The organism is Streptomyces sp. NPDC050085, from assembly GCF_044460595.1.
Lineage (GTDB): Bacteria > Actinomycetota > Actinomycetes > Streptomycetales > Streptomycetaceae > Streptomyces.
In genome coordinates this window covers 88,832-115,628 of record NZ_JBITJZ010000001.1, presented here as the reverse complement: position 1 = coordinate 115,628, position 26,797 = coordinate 88,832, and the positions used below count along the sequence as shown (strand labels likewise).

Genomic DNA, 26,797 nt, shown 5'->3' with positions numbered 1-26,797 from the left:
ACCCGGAAAGAGCGAAGGCTGACGGTCATGGTGAACGGGCGGGACGAGGAGCGGTGGCAGCGGGGCCTGGATGTGTTGGCCGGGGTGGAGCCCGATGCGGCGCGGCGGGTCGTGGAGGCGCTGGCGGACGTCTCGCCCGCGCTGGCCGAGCAGATCGTGGGGTGGGCCTATGGCGAGATCTATACGAGGCCCGGGCTGACGTCCCAGCAACGGGAGTTGGTGACTCTGGGGGTGCTGGTCGCGCTGGGTGGGTGCGAGGAGCAGATCCGGATGCACGTGAGTGCGGCACTCACGGTGGGGCTGAGCCAGGAGCAGATCGCGGAGGCCCTGCTGCACACTACGGTCTATTGCGGCGTCCCGAGGGCATTGAACGCCACGCTCGCCGCCAAGGACGTGTTCGCGCAGCGCGGACTGCTGGACGGGGAGGGCTGACCCGCGTACGGGGAGCCGCGGGGCGCACGCGGGCGTTAACTGGTCAGCGAGCGCCACTAGTTGACGCTTCATCAAGCCCCTGTTTGCTGGGGAGCCCTTCTCGCCTGCGGGTATGCAGTGATCACGGCCCCCACGCCGAGGCGCGCCGCCGAGGAGGAACTGCCGTGAGCATCCATGACCCGACCACCGCCCAGACCAGCCGTCTCCTCGACGACACCTCGGCCAACAGGTGGCTGATCGATGCCCTGGCCGAGCTCGGTGTCACCGCATACGCGGGGGTGAACGGTGGCGGGGTCATCCACCTCGCCCGCCTCCTCGCACCCGGCACGCCCGGGGCCGACACCCCCAGCTTGTTCACCGTGCCCGAATACACGGCCGGGTTCATGCCGCTGGGGCACCATCTGGCCGGGGGCGGGATCGCCGCCTGTCTGACCACGACCGGCGCCGCCAGCAAACTGGCCGCCAGCGGCCTCAGCGACGCCAAGGCCCACAACATCCCGGCCGTCTACCTCGTGGCCCTCAACTCCACTGCCACGAAAGGTCTTTCACCCCTCCAGGACGTCTCCGACGATGGCGCGGGGATGGTCGCACAGCTCCGCGCGGAGCTCGGGGACGCCTGCCTGCATGTGAAGGACCGTGCTCAACTGCCCGGCCAACTGCAGCTCGCCCGCCGCATCCTGGCCGACTCCCGCCCTGTCGTGTTCGCTCTGCACCCCGACGTCCTCGCCGGGCCCGCGCCCGACCCGATGGTCCCACTCCAAGGACACCCAAGGCACCCGCCGGACGTGAACGGGATCCACCGCAGGATCGCGGGACGCCGCGTAGTCGTCCTGGCCACCGACGAAGCGGCCCGCGACCCACACATGCCGGAACTGACCGCGCGCCTCACCCGCCGCTGGGGTGCGCCGATCGTATGGACCGTCAATGGCGCTGCCGCCGTCGACCCCCGCGACCCGTACGGGCACGGCCACATCGGCTTCGGCGGCAACGACGTAGCGTCCGCCCTCTTCACCGGCCTCGGCCCCGACGACGTGCTGCTCACCCTCGGCTTCGAACCCGGCGAGTACGTCCTGAACCTGGCCCGCGTCACCGCGGGCCACGTCATCCACCTCACCGCCCTCACCTTCCCTTACGGGCAAGGGGAATCCGGCTTCGCGCACCGCTGCGCCGGCACGTACGAGCGCATCACCGGCCCCATTTCCTCCACCCTGGAGGTGCTGTTGAGCCGCCCCGGGGCCGGCCCGCAGCGCCAACGCATCGCCCCCGCCCACCTCAACTCCCGTACTCCAGAGCCCCTCACGCGCCCAGGCACCGTCGACTTCGCGGCGTTCCTCGAACGCCTCGCGCTGACCTGGACCACCCCGGCGTTCGCCTTCGACGACGTGTGCATGGCCTACAAGGACCGCCAGTACGTCTTCCAGCGCCCGCACCCCCACATCCGCTCCTACGCCGCTTACCAGGGCTCGGCGATGGGCGGCGCCTTCGGCCTGGCCCTCGGCGCCAAACTCGCCCGCCCCGACCTGAGCGTCCTGTGCTTCTCCGGCGACGGCTGCTTCCGCCTGTACGCCGGCGCTCTGCCCGAGACCGCCCATCTGGGCCTGCGCCTGTTCATCCTCAACAACGGCGCCTACGCGATCGTCAACCAGGGCCTGCCGCACATCATGCCGGGCACCCCCGAACACCGTTTCCACGGCGACCTCGCCCCGGTCGACTTCGTCACCACCGCCCGCGGCCTTGGCTGGGACGCCATCCGCTGCGACCCCGACCTCGGCAACCTGGATGCCATCCTCACCGCCTGCCAGGCCCCGGGCGGACGCTCCCTGCTCGTCGAGGTCCCCGTCGACCCCGGCCAGGAGATCGGCCACAACCCACGCGTCCACAACCTGACCCGGGCGAGCTACCTCTGAGCCTCCCAGGCATTCCGCGTCCACACCTGACTTCAGCGATGGGGTTTGTACCGCGAGCGGTGGAACTCCCGAGCTGGAAGCGACAGTTGATACCTGTCGTGGCGAGTGACATCGAGGCCGGGGGGTCGCTGTGGGTGCGAGGGACGCCGTGGATGAGGGGCTGGTCGCCGAGGTGGTGGCCCGGGCCCAGGCCGGTGGCGTGAAGCTCACCGGGTGCGGTTCCCTTGAAGGGATGATCGCTACGCTCTCGAGGGCTGTCGGGCTCGGTGGCAGTTACGAGGCGTAGGCGAGGCGGGTGTCACAGATTGTGCAGCGGAAGAGCATCGCGGTGGCGCCCTCGCCGAGGTGGGTGAGGAACCGATCGAGGCGGGCTGCGTCGTGCCAGCCGGGGGTGCGGCGGGTGACCTCGTGCAGGATCTCGTCGCTGACGTCGTCGAGTCCGTAGGCGTCCATGAACTCGCCGACGAACCGTTCAGCCGCGCTGCCGTCGGCGATGCACCACGGGCAGAAGTGTCCGCTGACCTCTTGGGCGGTGTAGAAGGCCGCGGTGTAGATCCACCCCGTGGCGCGGTTGCAGCAGGCACATGTTTCGGCGCTCTCGCGGATGGGTCCGCTGGCGAGCGGATCTGGGTGATAGCGGAAGGCAGGAAGATCGGAGCTCACCGGTGCAGTGAGCGTTTTCCAACATCACGTTGAGGCGTGATGGAGGACGAGGACGGCCTGCACGACGTCGGTGATGCGGTGGGTACTGCAGCGGAGCTTGCGGAGCAGGTGCCAGCCCTTCGGTACGGCCATGGCCTGGTCTTTGACGCATCGGATCTTGGCGTGGGTGGTGTTGTGCCGTCGCTGCCATCGCTTGAGTCGTCGGCCTCGAAAGGGAACCCGGACACGGCGGCCAGCGCCCTGGTACGCCTTGTCGGCGTAGGCGGTGAGCCCAGCCGTGGCGAGTGCGTTGATGATGCCGTGCTCGCGTGCGGTGGTCAGGTCGTGGGGGGCCTGACGGCGCGGGCGAGGCCCAAAGCAGCCGGCCGAAAGGGTCGGCCAGGACCTGCACGTTCATGCCGTGGTGCCTCTTCTTTCTGGAGTAACACGGCCGGTCAGCAGCGATCCGGTCGATCGGCAGCACCGTGCCGTCCAGGATCAGGTACGCCTTCTTCCGGGCCGCGGACATCGCCTCGTCGAGCGTGGGCGCGAGCATGGCCAGTACCTCGATCGCCTCTTGGACGTAGCGGTACGCGGTCGCGATCCCGATGCCGAAACCCTCGGCGAGCTGGGCGCAGGTGTCACCGCAGCGCAGGTGTGCCAGAGCGATCAGGGCTCGGCGATCTGCGGTCAGCCGCCGCCATCGCGTCCCGATCTCCCGGCGGTGTCCGGCCAGTTGACGCGTCAGATGCCGCAGACGCGCGGTGGACAGATCGATCGCCGACGGATGGACAAGCACACGGAGCTCCCGGTGGCGCACGGTGGATCTTGGTCGTGACACCGTCTAGCAGGAGCTTCACCACGTCGCGGACCAGCCCAACTGCTGGACCGCACCGTCGGGTTGGGCACCCCCGTGCACCGGGAGCTCGGAGACGTTGCACGGCAGCCCGACTCGCTGGCCTCACCATCAGGCTGCAGAGGGCCCCATCTCACCGCAGCATGGGCACCCCGGGAGATGGTGAGGCCAGGCCGGGTGGCCGGGACCCGGCGCCGGAGCCGGGAGCTCAGGTCGGCTACTGGTTGAGCAGATGCGCTTTGTACGCCTCGCCGTACGTCGTCGTGGGCGTGCCGTTCCAGTCCGTGATCAGATCATTGCCGCCCGTGGCGCACGCCCCCCACGGATTCCATGTCCAGGCCAGGTAGCCGACGCCGTTGCTGTCCGCCCAGTTCATGACCTGGTCGAGGTAGTCGTGGTTGCAGGTGTTCTGGCCGATCTCGCCGGCCGTGACCGGCACCTTGGCAGCGACCGTGCCGATCTGGCTGTCCCAACAGGCGCTCGTCACGCAGGCGTTGAAGTTGTACGAGTGCCAGGAAGCCATCAGGTTGCCGGTCGGGTCGGCCGGCTTGTAGGTGAGCCACTGGGTGAGGTCGTTGGTCCAGGTGAGGCCGCCCGTCATGATCACATTGGTGGCGCCGGTGGCCCGTACCGCGTTGACGAGGGTCTGCATCCCGGCGGTCTTGTAGTCGATCCCCGTGCAGGTGCCGCCGTCGCGCAGGCAGGTCCACGCTTCGGTGGCATCGGTCCAGTTGTTCGCGGCGTCCGGGTACGGCTCGTTGAACAGGTCGAAGACGACCGCGTCGTTGCCCTTGAACATCTGGGCCACCTGGGTCCAGAACTGCGGTGTGTACTGCGCATCCGGCATCGGCTTCTGGCAGGTCGCCTTGGTGTCCGTGCAGCCGGCGCCCGGACCGCTGTACTGGCCGTAGGTCCAGTGCAGATCGAGGATCGGGTTGATCCCGTTGGCCACGAGCAGATCCGCGTAGTCCTTGACCGCCTGCCGGTACGCCGCGCCGCTGACGCCGCCCGCGGGCACATCGGCGGTCCCCAGCCAGCACTCCTCGTTCAGCGGCAGCCGGACCGCGTGGATGTTCCACGCCTTCATCGCGTCGACACTTGCCTGGTCCGCCGGGCCGTCCCACATCTGCTTGCCCTGGAAGCAGGCGTATTCACCGCCGGAGCGGTTGGCTCCGAGCAGCCGGTAGGTGGTGCCGCTCGCGGTCTGAAGGTGGTTGCCCGAGACGTGCAGGGCCGGGGCCGGGCCTCCGGAGCTCTGGCCGGTGACGGTCACCTTGGCGGGAGTGGCGGTCGTCGTCGCACCACTGTCGTCGACGGCGCGCGCACTGAGCGTGTAGCTGCCGCCGGTGACGTTCGTCCAGGCGAAGGTGTACGGGGCGGTGGTGTCCGAGCCGATGACCGTGCTGCCGTTCAGGAACTCGACCCGGCTGACCGACCCGTCCGCGTCGCTTGCCGTCGCCGCCAGGTCGATGGCGGCCGGGGCCGCGAACGAGGCGCCGTCCCTAGGGCTGGTCAGGCTGACCGAAGGGGGCGTGTTTCCGGAGGGCGCGCCGGTGCACGGCGTGCCGTTGAGCGCGAAGTCGGCCGGCCGCGGCAACGGGCTGGGCGGTGCGGAGCCCGCAGTGGAGCGGGTCCACTCGCCTTGCAGACCGACGGTGGTGTTGGCCTGGCCCGTGGCGATGGCGCCGTTCCAGCCGGCATCGGTGGCGGTGACCGAGGTCTTCCCGTTGAACGTCGCGTTCCAGCCGCCGGTGGCCGTCTGGCCGCTCGGCATCGTGAAGGTCAGCTTCCACCCGGTGATCGGATCGCCGAGATTCTTGATGGCGAGAGTGGTGTTGAAGCCGCCCGACGTGGGGGTCGTCTGCCACGTGCTCAGATTCTGATAGGTGACTTCACAACCTGTGGTCGCGGCCGCGGCGGAGGACGGCACGGCCGCCGTACCGCCCGCGATCAGTACCGTCGCGGCCAAGCCGGCCGCGATGCGGATTCTTCGGTGGAGCATGGGGGGTCTCCTCACTCAATTGAGGTGCACCGATGTCTCTGTACGGGGCCCACGCACAGCCGCCGCGCGCCCAAGCGGCCGCGGGGACCCTTGTGGTGATCCGGGAGAGGATGTGGGTCCTGAAGCGTGGGAGCGCTCCCAAATTGCTGTAGCTCCATGCACCTGTCAAGACCTCGAGCCGACGTTGCCGCAAAGTGGGAGGGGGCGAGGGAGCGCGGGCGCGTGCCGTCGGCAAGGTCGTGAAGCGGTGCGGGCTCGTGGTCATTTCCCCTCGGAGAACGCCGCGTTGACGTGCGTCCGCATGGCGCTTCCAGATCGCTTCGGAGACGCTACTGGGAGAACGAGAAGTACAGGGTTCGACCGTAGTCGCCCGTTGCCGTGGTGGGGCCGCCGCTGGGGCCGAGCGCGGACGGTGCGTCGAACTTGGTGCCGATGGCCGGAATGGCGTCGAGGAACGACAGGTCCCCCTTCGGGAAGGGCGGCGCGGTATGGCGGGGGTCGGGGCCGAACCGGGGGGTGAAGAGGCGAAGGTAGAGGTTCTCGTCCTCGGAGACCATGGTGATGCGTCCCGCGGTGGTGTGCAGGGACGCCCAGCGGACGTCCGCGTGGTAGCCCTTGAACTCCGGGTACACCCAGCCGTCGGCACCGGTCGCGGTGTCGTTGTACTGCTTCGTCCAGACGTCCGTCGCGACGCCGCGCAGCCGGTTCTTCCACACTCTGTGGGGCCCGTGGCCGAGCCATGTCACGCCGGTCACCCGCGATTCGGGATGGTCGAAGCCGATGCCGAAGAGGTCGTGCTCGCCGGTGAGGTGGTAGCGGTAGTCCAACTGCAGCCAGCCGCTGGGGTGCAGGCGCCATCGGACGTGGCGCAGGACCCCGGAGTACTCGGCCTCCACCGTGTAGCCGTTGCCGTCGGGCCCGTGCGTCAGGCGGGCGAGGTCGGCCGATCCGGTGGTGGGCAGTGGGCCGCGGGACAGCGCGAAGTCGCTCCCTCGGTGGGTGACGCCAGTCAGCAGGCCCGTCGTGGCGTCGAGCGTGACCGTGGTGGGGCCGGATGTGAGGGTGAGCGCGTCGTCCTCGAGTCGGCCGCGCACGGCTGGTCCCGGGCCCGTCCGTACCAGTCGCCGGGCCTGGTCGGCGGCGGAGGTGATGGTCCAGGTCCAGCTGCTGATCTGGAGGCCGTCGGCATCGGTGACGGTGAGTGCCAGGGCGTCGGCGCGCCGCCAGTCGGAGGGCAGGGGCAGCCGGAGCACTCCTTGCGCGCCGGGTTCGATGTCCGGCGCGGAGGTGGTGCCTTGGGCGCGCACGGTGTGGCCGTCCCGCTGCTGCGCCGGGGTGCGGAAGTCCAGGAGCCGCCAAGTGGCGCCGCAGGTGCGGGTGTTGGTGAAGGCGTAGTGGTTGGTGAGGCGGATCCGGCCGTCGAAGTCGTCGGGCAGGGCGGACGTGAACCGCTCCGGCTCGGCGAGTTGTACGGGAGACCAGATGTCCTTGATCGTGTAGAAGCTGGCCTCCTTCTCGCGGAAGGGGCCGAGGATGCCGTCGGGTGCGGCGTTGCCCGCCACGTCGACGGTGCCGCCGAGGTCGTCGCGCACGATGCCCTCGTCGATCAGCGACCACAGGAAGCCGCCGGCACTGAGCCGTTCACGGCCCATCAGCTTCCAGTAGTCGTCGAGCCCCGCGCCTGCGCCGCCGTCGTAGAGGCCGTGGAGGAACTCGGTGGGCATGAAGACGTCGCCCTGTTCCTGGAGGATGTGGCGCGTGCTGTCGTACGTCTCGTAGTGGTCGGTGTTGATGCCGCCGAAGTTCGCCCAGGGGTGCAGAACGGTGCGCTGTTGGGGGTCGTGGCGGGCGAAGTCGCCGTCGAGGGCGGTGTTCCAGCCGCCTTCGTTGCCGTTGTCCCAGAACAGGATCGAGGGGTGGTTGACGTCACGGGTGACCATCTCGGCGACGAGGGGCCTGCCCGCCGCTTCGTCGTAGGACTTCTGCCAGCCGGCTAGTTCGTCGAGCACGTAAAGGCCGAGTTCGTCGGCGAGGTCGAGGAAGTGCGTGTCCGGGGGGTAGTGGGACATCCGGACCGCGTTCATGTTCATCTCCCGCATCAGGAGGATGTCCTTGCGGCTGATGCGGGCGCTGGTCGCCCGGCCGGACGTGGGCCAGATGGTGTGCCGGTTGGCTCCCTTGAGGAGGACCTTGACGCCGTTGACGTACACGCCGTCGCCGGGGCGCACCTCGATGGTGCGGAAGCCGAATCTCTCGTCGACGCGGTGGACGGTGCGGCGGTCGCCGGCGCGGAGCGCGACCTCGACGCGGTAGAGGTGCGGGGTCTCCGCCGTCCACCGGCGGGGGGAGTCGACAGCGGTCCTGAGGGTCACCGCCGTGTCGCCGGGAGCGACGGCTGCGGTGAACGGGGCGCCGACCGGGCGCCCGGAGAGGTCGGTGACGCGGGCGACGAGACGGTCGGCGGCGCCGGTACCCGACAGATGGGCGTCGATCCGCAGCGTGCCGTCGGCGCGGGCGTCGACGGCGATGCGTTCGATGTGCTGGAGCGGGAACGCCTCGAGGTGGACGGGGCGGTAGATGCCGCCGAAGTTCCAGTAGTCGCCGAGGCGTTCGGCCCGGTTGACGGAGTCGTCGGTGGACTCCTTGCTGACCGTCACCTCCAGGAGGTTGTCCTGGCCCGGACGCAGCTTTTCGGTCACCTCGTGCCGGAACCGGTAGAAGCCGCCGCGGTGGACGGGCCCGGCCGGCTCGCCGTTGATCCACGCCTCGGTCTCGGTCATCGACCCCTCGAAGACGAGGAAGACGCGTCGGTCACGCCAGTGGGCGGGGGGCGTGAAGGCGTGCCGGTAGCGGCCCTTCTCCTCCGGGCGCAGATTCCACCCGTAGTTGTACGTGCCGTATCCGTGGAACTCCCAGTTGGACGGAACCGGGATGCTGCCCCAACTGCCGCTGCGCCGCCCGCTGGTGCACAGGAAGTCCCAGTCGACCGGGTGGTCGGCGTCCTCGCCGGACAGACAGAGGCGCTCGGTGCGCGGGGAAGCGTCCGCTGCGTCGGCCGTCTCGGGCTCGGCGGCCCTGGCCGAGCCCGCCGAAAGACCTCCGGCGGCGGCCGCGCCTGCGGCGCCCAGGATCAGAACGCCCCGGCGTGACAAATGCATGACATCTCCAGTCTTCGGAAACCGTCGGGAGGGAACCGCGGGGTGGTGCGCGTCGTCAGTCGTGTCAGCCGAGGCGCCACTGCTGGTTGCTGCCGCCGTGGCAGTCCCACAGTTCGACCAGTGCGCCGTTGGCGGTGGACGCGCCGGTCACGTCCAGGCACAGGCCTGACCGGACACTGGTGACGGTGCCGTTGGAGTTGAGGTTCCACTGCTGGTTGGTGCCACCGTTGCAGTCCCAGATCGCGACTGCGGCCCCGGCCGTGGTGCCCGTCGCGTCGAGGCACTTCGCGCCGCCGTAGACGGTGAGTTGCTTGGCCGACGTGCTGGTCCAGGTCTGGTTGGCGCCGCCGTGGCAGTCCCAGATCTGCGTCTGGGTGCCGTTGGTCCGCGAAGAGCCGGGCACGTCAAGGCACTTGCCGGAACCGGTGGCGTGGACCGGACCCGTGGTGGACCCGCCGGTCCCGGAGCCGTCGAGTCCGAAGAAGGCGATGGCCCGGGCCGCCATGCCGGCGGCGGGCAGGGTGTGCCCGACCCCCTGGAAGCTGTTCGCCTCGACCGGTGCCTGGGTGCCGGTGGAGCCGTAGCGGGTGCGGGTCCAGTTGGACTGCGGGGAGTCGGTGGAGACCGGGGTCTGGCTCACTCCGAGCACATTGGTCCACTGCTTGATCGCTTCACCGAAGTTCACGTAGTTCAGCGTGGTGTCCTCGGTGCCGTGCCACAGCTGCATCCGCGGCCGGGGGCCGGTGTAGCCGGGGTACGCGTTCCTGACGAGGTCGCCCCACTCCTGCGGGGTCTTGGTGATCTTGCCGCCTGCGCAGTCGCTGTTCCAGCCGGAGCCGTTGGTGGTGGCGAAGCAGCCGAACGGCACGCCTGAGAACGCGGCACCGGCCTTGAACAGGTCGGGGTAGTCGCCGAGCAGGACGTTGGTCGTCATCGCGCCGGACGAGGCGCCGGTGACGTAGACCCGGCCGGAGTCGGCGTTCATGTTCTGCACGGTGTACCGGACCATCTGGGCGATGCTCGTGGGGTCACTGCCCCCGTCGTGCTTGAGCGCCTGCGGCGAGGAGACGTCGAAGCACTGCCCGCTGACGTTCGCGTCCGGGTAGACGACGATGAACCCGTACTGGTCGGCCAGGCGGGCGAACTCCGTATTGGCGTAGAACGTGGGCCCCGTGCCGGTGCAGTAGTGCACGGCCACCAGCACCGCCGGGTGCGCCGGAGCGCTGTCGGGCCTGTAGACGTACATCCGCAGGTTTCCGGGGTTGCTGCCGAAGTTGGTCACCTCGTTCAGTGACGCGGCCGACGCGGTGGTGGCCGAGGCGCCGGTCAGCCCGAGCGCCGCGATCAGCGGCGAGACCGCCAACAGCAGGGCTACGAGTACGTCTCTGACGCTTCTCTTCTTGGACTTCCGGGACATCACGGTGTCCTTTCATTGGGGGTGATGCGCAGCAGCGCTGCGGAGGGCGTCGTGGGCAGGGTCACGGTGAGGTCGGCGGTGTCCGGGTTCCAGACGGCAACGGCCTGACCTGCGGCCGGGTACAGGATCTCGGCATGTGCCGCGCCGCCTGCCCGCTCGGGCAGCCGGAGGGTGGTGGTGTCCGGACCGCCCGGTCGGCGCCAGACGGTGAGGTACGTCGTGGCGGGGGTGTGCAGGGCCAGCGCGATCCAGGGGTCGTCCCAGGCGGGAAGCCCGAGCGGCCAGGACGGCACGGCCTCCGGCAGGTCGGTGCGGACGGCCTTGTACACGGCGACCGCCTCGTGGACCAGGGCGAGGGCCTCGGGCCCCAACTCGGGCAGGCGGCCGGAGAGGTGGATGCGGCCGAGGAGGGCGCTCGCCATGGTGAGGGCGACTTCGTCGAGGGAGTCCTCCGGCTGCGGATAGGCCCATACGGCGCCTTGCTCGGGGGTGACGGCGGTGGGTGCGGAGGCCGCGATGGGCGCGTACAGCTGGAGGTTCTGCTGGTCGCTGGTGGACTGCAGTTGCAGCCGTGACAGCAGGGCGTGGTCCCACCGCATGCCGCCCGAGGCGCAGTTCTCCACCACCAGGTGCGGATGGCGGTCCAGGATGCCGTCGAGCCAGTCCAGGTGTGCCCGGTTGTGGCCGGGCAGGCCGACGCCCGGGGTCTCGCCGGGGTGGGCGCTGGTGCCGGAACCGGGGTCGATGTTGTGGTCGAGCTTGAGGTAGCCGACGCCCCACTCGCCGACCAGGCGGTCCACGACCTGGTCCAGGTGGGTGCGGGCGGCCGGGTGGCGCAGGTCCAGGTGGTGCCGGCCGGTCTCCGTGAGGCGGACGCCGTCGCGGCGGAAGAACGCCTCGTCGGGCAGGGACTTGGCCATGGGGCTGTCGACGCCGATCACTTCCGGCTCCAGCCACAGGCCGGGGACCATGCCGCGCTCCCGGATGCGGTCGAGGACCTCGTGGATGCCCTTCTCGCCGGGGAAGCGGGAGGCTGCCGGTTCCCAGGCGCCGACGGTGGTCCACCAGCCGCCGTTGTCGCCGTCGTACCAGCCCGCGTCGATGACGAAGTACTCGGCGCCGGCCTCGGCCGCCGCGTCGATCAGCGGCAGCAGCTTGTCGGTGGTGGGGTCGCCCATCAGGCAGTTCATGTAGTCGTTGAAGATGACGGGCAGCCGCCGGTGGTCGGTGTGCGGGCGTCGGTGGGCGCGGCGGTAGCGGGTCAGCGCGGCGAACGCGGCGTCGGGGCCGCCGTCGTCGCTGAAGGCGAGCGCGGCGGGTACGGTGCGGAATTCGGCGCCGGGTTCCAGGGGGTGGCGCCAGCCGTGGTGGGCGTCGGTGGGCCCGAACAGTGCCGCGTAGGCCGCCCGGTCGTGTTCTTGGCACTCCCAGCGCCAGCCCCCTCCGTTGTGCTCGATCTGCCACACCCAGGTGCGGCCGGTGCTCCGGTCCGTCAGTCCGCCCATGGGCAGGTGTCCGCAACTGGACCAGGTGCCCTGGCCGTTGATGGCGAAGCCCGCCTTGCCGTGGCCGTACGTCACGCGTCCGCTGACGCCGGGTGTGGTCCGGCGCATCGGCTGTCGCTGCCAGCGGCACTCGGCGAGCCAGTCGTTGTCCGCCCACAGCAGGTCGGCGGCGTCGACGGCCGCCGGGTCCTGCGGGGTGAGGCACCCCACCACGAGCGAGCTGACCGACTCCAGGTGCAGTGTGGTCCGCCCTTCGTTGCGCAGGATCACTTCGCTGCGGAGCACGGGGACGCCGTCCGGCGATCGGTAGGTCACCTCCGCGGCCAACCCGGTCTCCGGGTCGTGGAGTTGCACGGTCAGGGTGTGCCAGTCGCCGTCGCGGGCCGCGTGGTGGGCCCGGTGGCGCAACTGCCCGCCGAGAGGGGTCCCGATCAGCCGGCTGCCCGACCAGCCGCGGCCGTGACCCGCGGCCGTCACCTCCACCAGGGGCAGGGACGCACCGGAGTCGCCGCCCGCTTCGCCGGGCAGTCCGAGATGTGCCAGGCGGGCGCCTGCGTCGTCGCCGAGGACGAACTCGAGCTGCAGGGCGTCGTGCCCCCAGCGGAAGCTCCGCTGTTCGTTCTCCATGGTGTCCTTTCCAGGTCAGTGGCCGCGCGGATCCGCGCAGCGCCGGGCGGCAGTGCGTGGGCACGCACCAGGGCGGCGCGGTCTCAGAAGCCGACGGCGCCCCAGGAGTGGGCCGTGTAGTCGCCCGGCCCGAATTCCCAGCCGGCCATGACGCTGTTGAGGTAGTGGTCGCCGGTGTAGAAGCCCCTGTTCAGGCCGTAGTTGAAGAACGGGGTGAGGCTGCCGGACCACCAGCCGGACCGGCTCCTGTCCAGGAAGCTGAGGGTGTGTCCGCCGTTGCTCCAGGTGTACTCGTAGATGTCCCAACTGCGGCCCCCCACACTGACGTTGGTCGCGGCCGGGACCGCGTTGCCGTTCGCGTCGTAGTGGTCGGCCAGCGGCTTGGTGTTGGACCAGTCGAGCCAGATCATCAGCTCGGTCTTGGAGTTGCGGTCGGTCGGCGCGGGGTAGGGGTCGATGAAGATGTCGTACGCGGCGTCGTAGTACGAGCCGGACTTCGGCCACGCCGACTGGCTGAACCACGTCGTGTTGGTGGGGCTGACGTCGCGGATCTTCTTGGGGAGCGTGGTCACCGGAGAGGTCCAGCCCCAGTCCTTGCCGTTGACCATGGCGACGAAGCCGGTGCCGGTCGAGGAGTTCACACCCCAGTTGTTGTCGTCGCTGTACCACGTCGAGGCGTTGCCGCCGGTCGCGTAGTACTTGAACCAGTACGTCTGTGACGCCGCCACTGCCGAGTTCGGCAGGGTGAACACGAGAGCCAGAGCCGCGAGCAGCGCGGCCCAGCCGATACGGAATTTCATCAGCCCTCCGGAAGGTGTGCCGAGTGGGGGGAACCGGACCTCACTTCGGGTCGCCGTAGATGACTCCGCGTCCGTTCGTCCCGAAGTAGACGCGGCCGTGGATGCGGGGGTCTCCGGTGATGGTGTTGCCGGTCCAGGCGTACTGGTGCTGGTCGTCGTTGATGCGGATCCAGGTCCGGCCCGCGTCGTCGGACCGGAAGATGCCGCGCACGCCGTGGATCTTGGAGCTGGTGAAGACGGCAGGGTAGGGGGCGCCGGGTGCGGCCTTGCCGAATCCGACGACGTCGCCCTGGTCCACCCCGTCGAACCTGGTGAAGGACGATCCGGAGTCGGTCGACCGCCACAGCCCGTACGGGGTGGGGGTGGTGGGCTTGGTGGTGCCGCCGGCCAGCCAGATGTCGCCTTCATGGCCCGGTACCGGCTTGAACCGGACGTTCCCCGCGGTGGGCAGGCCGGTCGCCGCCGTGGCCGTGAAGGTCTTGCCGCCGTCCGTGCTGAGGTGGAAGACGCCGGAGTCGTAGGCGTAGAACTTCGCCGGGTTCACCCGGTCCGAGCGCACCGAGGCCCCGGCCGGCACACCCTTCGCAGCCGACCAGGTCGCTCCGTGGTCGTCGGACCAGCTGACCGGCGCGCCGGCCGGTGACCAGACGACGCGTCTGCCGTCGGCGCTGACGGCGACGGCCTGGTCGTCGACTCCGGGCCCGGTGACGCCGGACGGCTCGTTGCCCGAGGGCCGCCAAGTCGCGCCGCTGTCGGTGGAGACGGCGAAGTGCTGGGTCCAGCCGCTGGTGGGGTTGCCGACCCGCACGATGGTGTGGGGCGCCAGCTCCGCGTAGTCCAGGGCCGGGGTGGCGCCGAAGGTCGGGCTGTCGTACATCTTCGTCGCCTTGTGCAGATCCGTGTGGCGGAAGCCGCCGACGTCGCCGACGCCCGAGAAGAGGTGAGCGGGACCGACGGGTGGGCTGATCACGCAGCCGATCGAGCACTCCTCCAGGCCCTGGGCCCGCACGGAGATGTGCACCGTGCCGCCGCTGTCCCAGTCGGTCAGGTTGTCCGCGCCGTAGATCGTCGCGCCGGTGCCGTACAGGAAGTGATCGGAGTCGAAGGGGTCGATCTGGACGGACTCCATCATCCAGCCCAGCTTGGGGGCCATCTCGGGCAGCGACGGCTTGGCGTTCCAAGTCAGCCAAGGGGCAGCGGAGATGTCGATGTCGTAGCGCAGGGTGCGCTCGGAATTCGGGCCCAGGTCCCACGCGCGGGTCCAGCTCGCACCGCCGTCGGTGGAGCGGAAGAGGATGCAGTCGGGGGACCAGTTGACCTGGGTGGACACCATCAGCGTGTCCGGTTTCTGCCGGTCGATGGTCAGGCCGCTGTACCCGTAGGCGTTGTCGTCGCTGGTCGACGGGACCGGGCTGATCCGGGTCCAGGTGTCGGTGGCGGTGTCCAGCTTCCACACGTCGCCCTTGGAACCGTCGTACGGGCCGGCGGTGTTGCTGGTCGCCAGGTACAGGTGACCGCCGACGTGGTCGAAGACCGCGTGGTGCGGGATGAAACCGGTGGGCTGCCCGGGGACGCGCTCCCAGGTCGCTCCCGCGTCGGTCGACCGGTACAGGATGTTGTCCTTGTCGGCGACGGTGACGTAGAGGGTCCGGGTGGCTCTGCCCGCTCTGCCGGTGCGCTTGTCGAAGACGACCTGCAGCACGCCCAGGTTGTCGCCGTTGTAGCCGTCGGGGTCGGAAGGATCGGGCACGAAGGTGCCGACGTTGGGGAAGTTGGTCACCTTCGCGAACGTCTTGCCGTGGTCGGTGCTGCGCCACAGCCCGTGGCCCCCGCGGACCCCCAGATAGAGGATCCTGTTGCGGCTCGGGTCGATCGCCAGCCGCTCGCCGATGCCCCGGCCGGGCATGTTGCCGCCGAGCCGGAACGGCAGGGGAGTGGTCTTCCAGGTGCGGCCGCGATCGGTCGAGCGCAGGATCGCCGCCATGCTCGGGTCCCAGTCGGGGAGGGTGTAGGTGCCCGCCGCCAGATAGACGCGGTCGGGGTCGACCTCGTCGGTGGCGATGCTGATGATGCCGGTGTGTCCGTACTCGTCCCAGCCGATCGAGTCGGTGAGGGGGATCCACCGCCGGGACGCCGGGTCGAGGCGGTAGGCGCCGCCGATGTCGGTGCGCGCGTACACAAGGCCGGGCTCGCGCTGGTTGAAGACGATGCCGGGGACGAAACCGCCGCCCACTATCTCGGCGTTGCGGAAGGTGTAGGGCGTGTGCCCGACCTTCTCGCCCACGCGGGAGGACGCGACAGGTGCGGCTGAGGCACCGGAGGGGGCGAGCAGGGGGAGTGCGGCCGTGGCCGCGCCGGCGGCCAGCAGGCCTCGGCGGGAGAGGTGCGGGGCGTGGGTCATGACGGGTCCTTGCCTTTCGGGTGCGGGTCCGTACGGGGCCTGCGCACAAGCCGCGATCCGGCAGGCCGGCTCCGGAGGGCGATTCCGCAGGCCCCGTCCGGCGCGCCGAGGGTGCCGGAAGTGCCGTAGGCGGGCCCTTCGTTCGCGTCGATCCGACCGACGGGCAGGCAGTGGCTGTGTCGTCCGGTGGCCTCCTGCCCGGAAGGCGACGGCCAACCGTGTCGATGCGCTTCGACGTTTCGGTGAGACTAAGGCCGTATTTCCGGGGGCGACAACGGGGCGTCAAGGTCACTTTTCGATAACAGGCGCGGTCGGAGGTGGGGACACGTACCGCCCGTCATGCGGCCTTACCTCGGTTGAACTGGCCTTCTAGATGAACTCTCCAAGAGGAACCGCGATGCCGGAGAAGTGGATCGCGACTGCTGGGGGACCTGTGCTGGGCACACGGCTCAGCGTCACGTCGACGTAGAAGCGCTTCGACTCCGCGATGCGCGATCCTGCAAGGGACGTCACGGATGCCGGTGCAGGGGTCGGGGCCCCGCGGTAGGACGCGGCAGGAAGACACCCCGCCGCCGCGTTCCGCACTCTTCGACCATTGACGTACGCGGCCCGCGCGGATCTATCCTCTGCCTGAACACGGGCCCCCGGGCTCCGGCCGCGTCGTCGCGCCGGACGGTGTGGCGGATCGGGGTCCGTACCGGAGGAGGGCCGGGGCGGGTATGCGCCAGACCGCACGCCATGATGTCGTCTTCGCCGCCGGCACCGCCGGAGAGCATGAACTGACCTGGTCGCAGCAGGCCCATGAACGCGAAGGATGCCACCCCCGTCTCCACGGGCCCCGCAACAGGAACGTACGGATGGGGCGGGCACTGGACGGGCGGCCCGACATGCCCGCGGTGCTGCGTGCCTTCGCCGCGGTCACGGCTCACTTCGAGGCGTTGCGCACGCTCTATTCACGTGACGCGGGCGGGCACCTGCGCGCGGTCGTCGTCGCGTCCGGCGTGCTCCAGATCGACGAGTACGCCTGTGACGCCCCGCCGACCCACGACGAGTTGAGCGCCTTCACGTGCCGACTGGCCGAGCCCGGATTCGCCCCGGACGACCTGCCGTTGCGGGCCGCCGTCATCACCGTGGACGGCAGCCCCGTCCACATCGCGCTGTCCTTGCACCACTTCTCGGCGGACACGACGGGCGCCCGGATCACGGCCGAGCACATAGCCCGACTGGCCGCCGATCCGGGTGCCGACCTCGGCTCGGGGTGGCAGCCGCGGCAGATCGCGAGCTTCGAGGCCAGCCCCGCGGGGCGGCGGCACGCCCATCGTGTCGACGCCCATGACCGGACCATGCTCCGCCGGTCCGCCATGCCCGAGCTCCAGTTGCCCCCGGGCCACAGGGCCGCCGTCTACAACTTCGTCTGCCTCGACTCCGCGGCGGTCGCCCTCGCGACAGCCGGTCTGGCGAAGCAGTACCGGACATCCGCGGCCGCGGTCCTGCAAGCCGCCTACGCGTGCACACTCGCCGAGCACCTCTCCATCGGCACCTGCGTGTTCAACACCGTGCTGCCCAACCGGCACACCGCCCTCGCCCGCGAGGCAGTGGCCCATATCGCCGGCAGGACCCTCGTCCCGGTCGACACGGCCCTGGGCAGCGACCGGTTCCCGGCGCTGTGCCGAGCCGTCGACGCGGCACTCGTCAGATCCTCCTCCGTCAGCCTGCGAGAGCCCGACCGCTACGCCAGATCCCTGGACGAGGTCTCCGCCGAACTGGGCCGCTCCGCGCACAACCCGTACGTGGTCAACATCCGCCCCATAGCGCCCCGTACGCTGATCAGGGCTCGCGCGGCCAGGGCACCGCAGGACCTCGACCGGGCGCTGGCAGCCAGCCGCTACCGACGATTCCCCAAACCCGTCGACGCGTACTCCGGGAGCCTCTCCTTCCACGTGTGGGGCATGTCCGAGACGGCCGGAATCAGTCTCGGGACGGATGCGACCTCGTTCGACGCGACGGATGTCGAACAGATACTGCGGTCCTTCGAGAGTCGGCTGGTCGCAGCCGCGATCGGCGGTCGCGCCGCGAGGAGCGGCTCCTTCGCCGGCGCATAGAGCGCGGCGGGACGGAGACTGTCGGAAAGACCGTGGATCAGCGGTGGCGCGTCGGCCGGAGGGCTGCGAAGGTCTGGGGCATGGCGAGGTGGGCGAGGCAGACGCCACTTTCGACACAGGCCCTAGGAGTCCAGCCTGCGTGCGTGTTCCTCGAGCCACGCTGCGGAGACGACCTCGGCGTTCGCGTCGAGGGCGCCGGCTGTCCGGCGCAGGGCGGCGGCGGCATCCGCAGGAGAGGTGGGCAGAACGCGGGCGGCCTCGGCCAGGGCCTGCGCTGCCGTGGTCTCGGCGGCTCCGGCGCGCTGGAGGGCGATCGCGGCCCGGTCGGCCGTCTGGGCCGACTGTTCGACGCGATCGTCGCACCAGTACGCCCACGCGAGGTTGAGCAGGCAGACCCCCTCCGCCCGGGGATTCTGCATCTGTGACGCCTCGTGTCGGGCTTCTTCGAGCACCGACGCCGCCTGAGCCGGATCGTCGAGGGCCAGGAGGGCGACTCCCTGCGCGTTCAGTGCGTAGGCGATCGCCTCCTGGCTCCCTGCGGCGCGGTAGGCACGGGCCGTGTCGGCACCGGACGTGACGGTCTCCTGCCAGCGGCCCAGAGTGAGCAGGGCGATGGTGCGTGCGTTGCCTGCACGCGCAGCCGTCAGTCGGTCTCCGGTTGCTGCGGCCAGCGCAGCCAACTGGTCGGCGACCACCAGTGCGCTGCGACCGTCGCGCAGGTAGCTGTGGGTCAGGCTGACCGACAGCCGGGCGTGCACCTCGCGTTCGGTGTCGCCGAGCTCGTGTGCCAGCTCGGCGGCCTGGACGAGCGGTCCGATCGTGGCTGCCAGGTTGCCGAGTTGCCGGTGCGCGTCCCCCAGGCCGAAGAGCGCGGCCTGCAGCGCCTGCCGCTCGCCGAGTTGTTCCGCAAGAGTGGCCGCCGCGGTGAACAGTTCGAGTGCCTGCTCCATCGGTCCTGCGCTGAGCCGCGCATGCCCGTGGGCGACAAGGTGGGCGAGGCGTACCCGTTCGTCGTCGATATGCGGGTCGACGATCAGGTGCATCGAGAGAGCAGTGAGCACGGAACCGTGCCAGACGAGCCATTCGCTGATCTCGTTGAGCACGCGTGCCGCGGCATCGTGGTCCCCGGCGCGGACGAGGTGGTCGAACTGCCGCCGGTTCGGCTCGATGTCCTCCAGCGTTCGCCATGTCCCGGGTGGGGCCGTGCGGTCGCCGTACCAGGATGCGATCCGTCGTTCCACTGCTTGCCTCCCCAACGGGCCGTCCCAGGGCATCTGGTCGCGAGCGATGTCCGCGTCCAGCGGGTGCAGGGCGAGCGTACGGCTCGCCCGGTCCGCGGACACCAGCCGTACGCGGACGAGAGCGGCGAGAACAGCCGGTACGGGCAGTGCGGGATCGAGGACGGCCGTGATCTCTTCGACTGCCCGCTGTCCTACCGGTGTGCGGAGCACGGCGAGGACTTCGAGTACGGTGCGTTCCCGCTCGTCGAGCCGGTTGTACCGGTCCTGTGCGAGGTCGGCCACCACGTCCTGACGGCTCGTGAAATCGGCCAGGACGTCGTGCAGGGAGGGCAACAACACCGTGTCATCAGTGAGCGCCCCGACGAGGAGTTCGAGAGCGCGAGGGACTCCGTGGACGCGGACAGCCGCTTCCAGTAGTTCCTCGTCGGACAGGTCGGCCAGCCCGAGGTCACCATCTCGGTCGAGCTCGCGCAACAGTGCTGTGGATTCGGTCGGGCTCAGTCCCTTCGAGACGGTCACCTGGGCGGCGAAGCGCCGGAGTTCGGGCGCGAGGCGTACCGGTACCTGGCTGGTGACGAGGAGACGTGGGCCGGTTGCGGAGCGGAAGACCCAGTCGAGGAGGATCCTCAGTTCCGGGTCGGCGATGCTGCCGTCCTCGAGGAGCAGATCCTCCATGTTGTCCATGAGGATGACGACGGTCCGCTCGCCGATGGCATGCAACAGCTCTGCCAGACGGCTCTGTGTGGTCCCTCCCTCGGCCCAGACCGTCCTCAGGCGGGGTTCGTGCTCAGGACCGAGCAGACGGGCACAGTCGAAGTAGAGGCGTTCCAGAGAGATCCCGGACGTTCGGGTGGAGAGGTTGACGAGGCCGGACGGACGGGGCCCTGCCGCGGTGTCGGGCCACTCGCCGTGGTCGAGGAGGTCCATCACTTTCGCTGCGAGTGCGCTCTTGCCGATGCCGCGTCGCCCGACGACCGTCACCATGCGAAGGGTGGGATCGCTCAAGTGGCCGATGATCTGGTCGCGTTCGCGGGTGCGGTTCTTGAACAGCTCGATCCCGTACGCGACCGGGACTCCCACGACGCGCACCTCGGGGACCGGGGCGACGAGTGGCGTTCCGGGAACCGCGAGTGGGAGTTGCTCGGCGTCGCAGATGCCCAGCAGCCGCGTGAGCTCGGCGCGGTCGGTCGGACCGAGCAGACGCAGTGCATGGTCCATGCGGGCCGCGGTGAGACGGCCCGTGCCCTCCCGCCGGTGGTGCTCGGCCACCACCCCCACGATGCGGTCGCCGGCCCAGACAGCAGCGCCGGACATCCCCGACCACGGCGAAGTGCTCGGGTCCGGGTCGGCACCGGCCGGTGTCACCGTCAACTCCAGTGTTCCCGTACGGAGGTTGGACAGCGCGGCCACGGTCCCGTCCGCCTGGTGCACTTCACGGAAGGACGCACCGTCACGGCTGCGCCGCTTGAACAGGGGGAATCCCGCGCACCGTACGTCGATCACGTCAGGCCGGTCGTCGGCGATGCGCCCGAACCGGGCCGGGGCGATCGCCCGGGGTGCTCCCTCCGGCGCCGGCACGGCGAGTACTGCCAGATCGACGCCCTTGTCCGACCACGTCACGGTCGCCGGAGCCGACCACTGAGTGGGCCGGTCGGCGTCGCACCGTACGACGATGGATGTCGCGTCGGCCACGACGTGGGCGGCGGTGAGGACGAAACCGTCGGTGATCCGATAGCCGGAACCACGCTGCCTGCCGGTGTGGCACTCTACGATGATCTCGGCGAGGCGGTGGGGATCGAGGCCGGACCGGGAGGGCAACTGCTCAGAGTTCATCGGGTAGTTCGGCGTCCGAGATCAGTGCGGATCGGTCGGGAGCGTCATCACGAACAGGCTGAAGAGTGAGCATGAGCCGTTGCGTGGTGGTGCGCGCGGAACGAGCGGTGTGCTGGGCGTCGATCACCCAGAACCGGACCTTGGCCCCGGGCTCGTGGCTGCGCTCCACGCCCACGGTGAGTTCGAGTTCCAGTTTCTCCGCCCGGAAACGGATGCCGCTGCCGTCCCCGTCCGCCATGGCCCGGCTCAGCTCGCCGCGCAACTGGGCGATCATGTCGGCCAGTTCTACCGCGTCGTCCATTTCCGGCCCCCGCTCCCGTACGCCCACCCACCGGTCACATGCGCATCGAGCATACCGGTGGACGTTCAACTGGCCATGGAGAGCGCTCACTTACCGTCGGGGCAACGGGCGAGGCCGCTACCTGAGGAGGGGCGCTTCAGACAGCCCGCTGATAGTCCGCCCAGGCGATGTGTGACTCATGGAGCCGTATGGTCACGCCGGTGACTCCGTCGGCCCCTGGGCCCAGGTCGCCCGCACGTATGCGGTCCACCAGCCGGTCGGCTATCACCTTGGCCAGGAACTCCGTAGTGGTGTTGGTCCCGGCGAAGTCGGGGTCGTCGTCGAGGTTCCGGTAGGACAGCTTCGAGACGACGGCCCGGACCTCCTTTGCCGCCAACTCCATGTCCACGACGATGTTGTCGTCGTCCAGCTCCGGCCGCTGGAAGGTCGCGTCCACCACGTACGTCGCCCCGTGCAGGCGTTGGGCGGGTCCGAAGACCTCGCCGCGCAGGCTGTGGGCAATCATGAGGTGATCGCGGACGGTGACGGTGAACATGACTTCTCCGGTGGGGATTCGGCGGCGTGGGTGTGGTGAGGGCATCAGCGGTTGCCGTAGCGGATGCGATGACAGAGCCCAGGAAGTCGACCTGCTGCCATCTCGGCCATGACGCGCGGGAGTTCCTCGAATTCGGACTCATCGGTGATCAGCACGTCGAAGACCGGGTCCCGCAGAAGATCGAGTGCCAGTCCGAGCCTCTCGGCGAGCGAGAAGCGTCCGCTGCGCGCCGGTGGGACGGCGCCGACCTGACTGCTGCGCAACGACAGGCGCCGGGAGTGGAAGAACTCTCCCAGCGGCAGCGTGACCGGACGGTCCCCGTACCAGCTCAGATCGACCACGGAGCCCTCGGGGGCGAGAAGTTCGAGGGAGCGCCGCAGCCCGGACTCGGTGGCGCTGGCGTGGAACACGAGATCGCGGTCGTCAGCCGCTCGAGGCGGGAGGGCGAAGTCGACGCCGAGCGCCGCGGCGACCTCCGCCCGTGCGGGATCGATGTCCACGAGTTGCACCCGGACCCCGGGGAAGTGGGCAAGAAGGGCGGCCACGCAGCACCCGACCATGCCGCCGCCCACCACGGAGATCCGGTCACCGATGCGCGGCGGGGCGTCCCACGTCGCGTTGAGCGCGGTCTCGACGACACCTGCCAGGACGGCCCGCTTCGCCGGAACGTCGTCGGGCACCAATGCCAAGGCGTGGGCAGGGACGCGGAACCGGGTCTGGTGAGGGTAGAGGCTGAACACGGTTCGGCCCACCAGTTCGGTGGGACCCTCCTCCACGAGGCCGACATTCAGATACCCGTATTTGACGGGACCCGGGAATTCGCCTTGCTGAAACGGGGCACGCATCGTTGAGTACTGGCTTGCGGGCACCCGCCCTTGGAAGACCAGCGACTCGGTACCGCGGCTGACCGCTGAGTACAGCGTCCGGACTACTGCCTCGGCATTAGCGGGCAGGCGGGCAGGCGGGCAGGCGGGCAGGCGGGCAGGCGGGCAGGCGGGCAGGCGGGCAGGCGGGCAGGCGGGCAGGCGGGCCTCGAAGGTCATGATTTCGCCTCGCCCCGGAGCCGTGACCCAAAAGGAACGTATGTGGCTTGGCACGCGTGATCCTCTGGTACGGGCGGCCCGCCTCCACGGCCGCGAACGATGTCCAACGCCAACTGCCTCGACCCGTCGGGCCGTGCCGCGATCCTAGACGATCACGCCAACTCGCCATCCGGATGGCTCCGTTCCGCACCGGTGGCATACGTTTTCCGCCGGCGCGGACGCTGTGGTGCGGCTCGTGCCGGGACTGTCGTGGATCTGGCTCTGCCAAAAGCACGACAGTCCCGTACGCCCTGACGACTCCTTTCCTCGGCCGGACCCGTGGCACACCACACCCTCAGTGCTGCAGTGTCAGCAGACCCGGACGGTAGGGCAGGAGGCCGTAGTCGAGGCCGTCGGAGCTGGGGCTGCGGCCCTGGTAGAGCAGCTGCAGGTTGCAGGGATCGACGGTCATGGTCTGATCGGCGCTGGTGCGGATCAGTTCGCCGTGGCTGATGTCGTTCGTCCAGGTGGCACCGCTGTTGGCCTTGCCCGCGAAGGGGTTGCTCTCGGTCGCGGCCTGGGGTGTCCACGAGCCGTTCAGGCTGGTGGCGGTGAACGAGCGGAAGTAGCGGCCCTGCGAGCCGATCGCCTCGACCATCATGAGGTAGCGGTTCTGGCCCTGGAGCTTGTAGACCTGCGGGGCTTCGAACAGGTTGTTCGTCGTGTCGCTCATGACCGTCGTGTACGACGAGCCGAAGCTGCCCGGGAAGTTCCCGATCGGCATGCTTGCCCGGTAGATCTTGCCGTTGTCACCGGCGAAGAACAGGTACATGTTCGTCCCGTCACCGATGAGCGTCTGGTCGATGGGCCCTGTTCCGGAGCCGGCGATGCTCCCGGAGAAGAGCACCTGGGGCGATGACCAGCCGTTCGGGTTGGTGGGGTCGCTCGACGTCCGGTAGGAGAAGGCGGTCGCACCCCACTGGTAGGTGAGCACCCAGATGTTCTTCGGCGCGAAGTAGAAGAGCGTGGGTGCGACAGTGCCGGACGACATGGTGTTCTGGGGGGCCGAGGCCATGTCCGACCAGTTGGTGAACAGGCCGAAGTTCATCGAACCCCAACTCGTCCCCGTGTCGTGCGTCGTCGCGTAGACGAGCTGCTTGCCGTTGTACGGGACGACGGTGAAGTCCTTGAGCGAGGCCCAACCCGGCTTGGGCTGTGCCAGCGCGCCCGTGGAGGACCAGCGGTACGCCGACGGAAGATCGCAGGCGCCGGGGGTGTCGCCGCCGGCCTTGACGAGCTTCCACTGCTGGTTGGTGCCGCCCCAGTCGTCGTACTGGACGATGTTCGCGCCGTCGGCGGTGGAGGCGCCTTGTACCTCGAGGGCCTTGTTGCTGTGGCGCGAGATGAGCCGGACGTAGCCGTCCGAGCTGTCGGCCAGTCGCCACTGCTGGTTCGTGGCGTTCAGGTCGGTCCACTGGACGATCGCGCCGCCGTTCGCGGTCGACCAGTTGTGGACGTCCAGCACCTTGCCCGAGTGGCGGGACTTGATGCGGTAGTAGCCGCCCCCTGAATCAACGAACTGCCACTGCTGTTGGGCCTGATCGTTCCTGGCCCACTGGGTGATGCGGGAGCCGTCGTCGGTCGCCAGGTTGTAGACGTCCAGGGCCTTGCCACTGTTGCGGTTGACCAGCACGTACGAGGCGTTGGTGTCGACGGTCGCCGCGTCGGCCGGATGGGCACCGAGGAAGGTGACCACGAGCAGGAGGGGCGCAAGGACGGCGAGTAAGCGTCTCAGGCGGAACGGGGACGCATGCCGGAACCGCATCAGAGGGACTCCTTGAGGGGGAGAGAGGGCGGGGGCGGTACCGAAAACTTTTCGGAAAGTTCCCGGACTTGTTGACGCCACAAGTTAGGAATGCGAGGCACTCCGGTCAAGGCCTGAAGCTCGACTGTCTACAAAAGGCGCCTGCATGCTGGGGCTCAAAAGGCTGTCGCGTCGACCGAAAACACAGCACACAACGCCCTGACCCCGACCTACGGCATCCGGCGGCAGTGGCGTGAAGAGTGCGCCGGAGGCTCTGAGGGATTCCGGAAAGTTTCGGATGGGGAACGGAAACTTCTTCTGCGGGGAGTATTGACGAGTCCTCGTCAAGCCTCAATCATCCCTGTCTGAGACACCGGCCATGGTTCAGGATTTCGAACCGTATCGGCCGGGTTCCGGCCCGCCGCTCCGCCTGTCCGTCTGCCGAGTGGGGGGCGATCGAGCGGGGCGGACGACGCACTCTCCTGCGCTTCTGCCCTTCCGCTCTTCCGTGACTTCTACCTTGGAGGCACCGCCATGGGCTCGTACGCCCTTTCCGGACCCGATATCCGCCGAAGGACCCGCGGTCTGCTGTTGGCCCTGGTCGTCGGCGTCCTGGTGGCGGTCGGCGCGCTGGCCGCCCCGCTGAGAGCACACGCCGCCGAGAGCACGCTCGGCGCCGCGGCGGCACAGAGCGGCCGCTACTTCGGCACCGCCATCGCCTCGGGCAGGCTGGGTGACTCGGCGTACACGTCGATCGCGGGCCGTGAGTTCAACATGGTGACGCCCGAGAACGAGATGAAGCCCGACGCCACCGAGCCGCAGCGGGGTCAGTTCAACTTCACCGCCGGTGACCGCGTCTACAACTGGGCGGTGCAGAACGGCAAGAAGGTGCGCGGTCACACCCTGGCCTGGCACTCCCAACAGCCCGGCTGGATGCAGAGCCTCAGCGGCAGTGATCTGCGCCAGGCGATGATCAATCACATCAACGGCGTGATGGGCCACTACAAGGGCAAGATCGCCCAGTGGGACGTCGTGAACGAGGCCTTCGCCGACGGCAGTTCGGGCGCCCGGCGCGACTCCAACCTGCAGCGCACCGGCAACGACTGGATCGAGGTCGCCTTCCGCACCGCCCGCGCCGCCGACCCGGCCGCCAAGCTCTGCTACAACGACTACAACGTCGAGAACTGGACCTGGGCCAAGACCCAGGCCATGTACAACATGGTCAAGGACTTCAAGCAGCGCGGCGTGCCGATCGACTGCGTCGGCTTCCAGTCGCACTTCAACAGCGGCAGCCCCTACAACAGCAACTTCCGCACCACCCTGCAGAACTTCGCCGCCCTCGGCGTCGACGTGGCCATCACCGAACTCGACATCCAGGGCGCCCCGTCCACGACCTACGCCAACGTGACCAACGACTGCCTGGCCGTCTCGCGCTGCCTCGGCATCACGGTCTGGGGTGTGCGCGACACCGACTCCTGGCGATCGGGCGACACGCCGCTTCTGTTCAACGGCGACGGCAGCAAGAAGCCCGCCTACACCGCGGTCCTCAACGCCCTCAACGGCGGCTCCACCACGCCTCCTTCGGGCGGCGGACAGATCAAGGGTGTCGGGTCGGGCCGCTGCCTCGACGTGCCGAACGCCGGCACCGCCGACGGCACCCAGGTCCAGCTGTGGGACTGCTCGGGCGGCACCAACCAGCAGTGGACGTACACGTCCGCCGGTGAGCTCAGGGTCTACGGCAACAAGTGCCTGGACGCCGCCGGCACCGGCAACGGCGCCAAGGTCCAGATCTACAGCTGCTGGGGCGCCGACAACCAGAAGTGGCGCCTGAACTCCGACGGATCCATCGCCGGCGTCCAGTCCGGTCTCTGCCTCGACGCCGTCGGCGCCGGCACCGCCAACGGCACCCAGATCCAGCTCTACACCTGCTCGAACGGCAGCAACCAGCGCTGGACCCGCACCTGAGGGCACCCGCCCTCGACGAAAGGGCGAATCGCTGATCGCCCCGGGGCGCCACGGCGGTGGCGGCCCGGGGGACCGGCCGCCACGCGTTCCACCCGAGTGTCGGGCTCACTCGCACCGGCAGGATGTCGGGGTTTGGGAGCGCTCCCGCACCCCGCTCCGAGCCCGGCGCGGACCTGTGCCCCACCCGGCCCGTCAACTCCCACATGTCCGGCGCCGGGGAGGCGACCGTCTCCGCCTGCCCCGGCGA

General features: G+C 69.5%; 16 protein-coding genes and 1 pseudogene. 4 read left to right on the top strand and 13 right to left on the bottom strand.

Annotated features, from left to right (window positions below; translation table 11 throughout):
• Positions 1–27 precede the first annotated feature (27 nt).
• A complete protein-coding gene (locus ACIBUY_RS00460) occupies positions 28–432 on the top strand; it encodes a carboxymuconolactone decarboxylase family protein (protein WP_399152133.1) in 405 nt (134 codons plus the stop codon).
• Positions 433–596: 164 nt separating this feature from the next.
• Positions 597–2,339 (top strand): thiamine pyrophosphate-dependent enzyme, encoded by a 1,743-nt coding sequence (locus ACIBUY_RS00455; RefSeq protein ID WP_399151258.1) that lies wholly within the window; start codon positions 597–599, stop codon positions 2,337–2,339.
• 273 nt (positions 2,340–2,612) lie between these two features.
• Here ACIBUY_RS00455 and ACIBUY_RS00450 read toward each other — a convergent pair whose 3' ends face one another.
• From ACIBUY_RS00450 to ACIBUY_RS00415, 8 genes and pseudogenes are all read right to left on the bottom strand, one after another.
• Positions 2,613–3,002 (bottom strand): CbrC family protein, encoded by a 390-nt coding sequence (locus tag ACIBUY_RS00450; RefSeq protein WP_399151257.1) that lies wholly within the window; start codon positions 3,000–3,002, stop codon positions 2,613–2,615.
• A gap of 24 nt (positions 3,003–3,026) precedes the next feature.
• A pseudogene (locus ACIBUY_RS00445) lies at positions 3,027–3,780 on the bottom strand (transposase family protein).
• A 274-nt stretch (positions 3,781–4,054) separates the two neighbouring features.
• A complete protein-coding gene (locus ACIBUY_RS00440) occupies positions 4,055–5,839 on the bottom strand; it encodes a cellulase family glycosylhydrolase (protein ID WP_399151256.1) in 1,785 nt (594 codons plus the stop codon).
• Between the two features lie 329 nt (positions 5,840–6,168).
• Positions 6,169–8,997: a glycoside hydrolase family 2 TIM barrel-domain containing protein gene (locus ACIBUY_RS00435; protein ID WP_399151255.1), complete on the bottom strand. Its 2,829-nt coding sequence runs from the start codon at positions 8,995–8,997 to the stop codon at positions 6,169–6,171.
• Between the two features lie 64 nt (positions 8,998–9,061).
• Positions 9,062–10,414 carry a PHB depolymerase family esterase gene (locus tag ACIBUY_RS00430; protein ID WP_399151254.1) on the bottom strand — a complete coding sequence of 451 codons (1,353 nt, stop codon included), beginning with the start codon at positions 10,412–10,414 and terminating at the stop codon, positions 9,062–9,064.
• On the bottom strand, positions 10,414–12,546 hold the full coding sequence (locus ACIBUY_RS00425; protein WP_399151253.1) for an alpha-galactosidase: 2,133 nt from the start codon (positions 12,544–12,546) through the stop codon (positions 10,414–10,416). The genes ACIBUY_RS00430 and ACIBUY_RS00425 overlap by 1 nt, the downstream gene beginning before the upstream one ends.
• Before the next feature lie 83 nt (positions 12,547–12,629).
• On the bottom strand, positions 12,630–13,346 hold the full coding sequence (locus ACIBUY_RS00420; protein ID WP_365562463.1) for a cellulase B precursor: 717 nt from the start codon (positions 13,344–13,346) through the stop codon (positions 12,630–12,632).
• A 40-nt stretch (positions 13,347–13,386) separates the two neighbouring features.
• A complete protein-coding gene (locus ACIBUY_RS00415; protein ID WP_399151252.1) occupies positions 13,387–15,747 on the bottom strand; it encodes a xyloglucanase in 2,361 nt (786 codons plus the stop codon).
• A gap of 857 nt (positions 15,748–16,604) precedes the next feature.
• Between ACIBUY_RS00415 and ACIBUY_RS00410 the strand changes: the two genes are divergently transcribed.
• A complete protein-coding gene (locus ACIBUY_RS00410) occupies positions 16,605–17,849 on the top strand; it encodes a condensation domain-containing protein (RefSeq protein ID WP_399151251.1) in 1,245 nt (414 codons plus the stop codon).
• A 122-nt stretch (positions 17,850–17,971) separates the two neighbouring features.
• Here the strand turns inward: ACIBUY_RS00410 and ACIBUY_RS00405 are convergent, their stop codons facing one another.
• From ACIBUY_RS00405 to ACIBUY_RS00385, 5 genes are all read right to left on the bottom strand, one after another.
• Positions 17,972–20,908 carry a trypsin-like peptidase domain-containing protein gene (locus ACIBUY_RS00405; protein WP_399151250.1) on the bottom strand — a complete coding sequence of 979 codons (2,937 nt, stop codon included), beginning with the start codon at positions 20,906–20,908 and terminating at the stop codon, positions 17,972–17,974.
• Positions 20,909–20,912: 4 nt separating this feature from the next.
• Entirely contained in the window at positions 20,913–21,224 is a 312-nt protein-coding gene (locus ACIBUY_RS00400; RefSeq protein WP_365562471.1) for a trypco2 family protein, read from the bottom strand.
• Positions 21,225–21,360: 136 nt separating this feature from the next.
• A complete protein-coding gene (locus ACIBUY_RS00395; RefSeq protein WP_365562474.1) occupies positions 21,361–21,759 on the bottom strand; it encodes a 6-carboxytetrahydropterin synthase in 399 nt (132 codons plus the stop codon).
• Between the two features lie 44 nt (positions 21,760–21,803).
• Positions 21,804–22,802, bottom strand: coding sequence for a zinc-binding alcohol dehydrogenase (locus ACIBUY_RS00390; protein WP_399151249.1), 999 nt, complete (start codon positions 22,800–22,802; stop codon positions 21,804–21,806).
• A gap of 334 nt (positions 22,803–23,136) precedes the next feature.
• On the bottom strand, positions 23,137–24,606 hold the full coding sequence (locus tag ACIBUY_RS00385; protein WP_399151248.1) for a non-reducing end alpha-L-arabinofuranosidase family hydrolase: 1,470 nt from the start codon (positions 24,604–24,606) through the stop codon (positions 23,137–23,139).
• Between the two features lie 513 nt (positions 24,607–25,119).
• Between ACIBUY_RS00385 and ACIBUY_RS00380 the strand changes: the two genes are divergently transcribed.
• Positions 25,120–26,550 (top strand): endo-1,4-beta-xylanase, encoded by a 1,431-nt coding sequence (locus ACIBUY_RS00380; RefSeq protein ID WP_399151247.1) that lies wholly within the window; start codon positions 25,120–25,122, stop codon positions 26,548–26,550.
• Positions 26,551–26,797 lie beyond the last annotated feature (247 nt).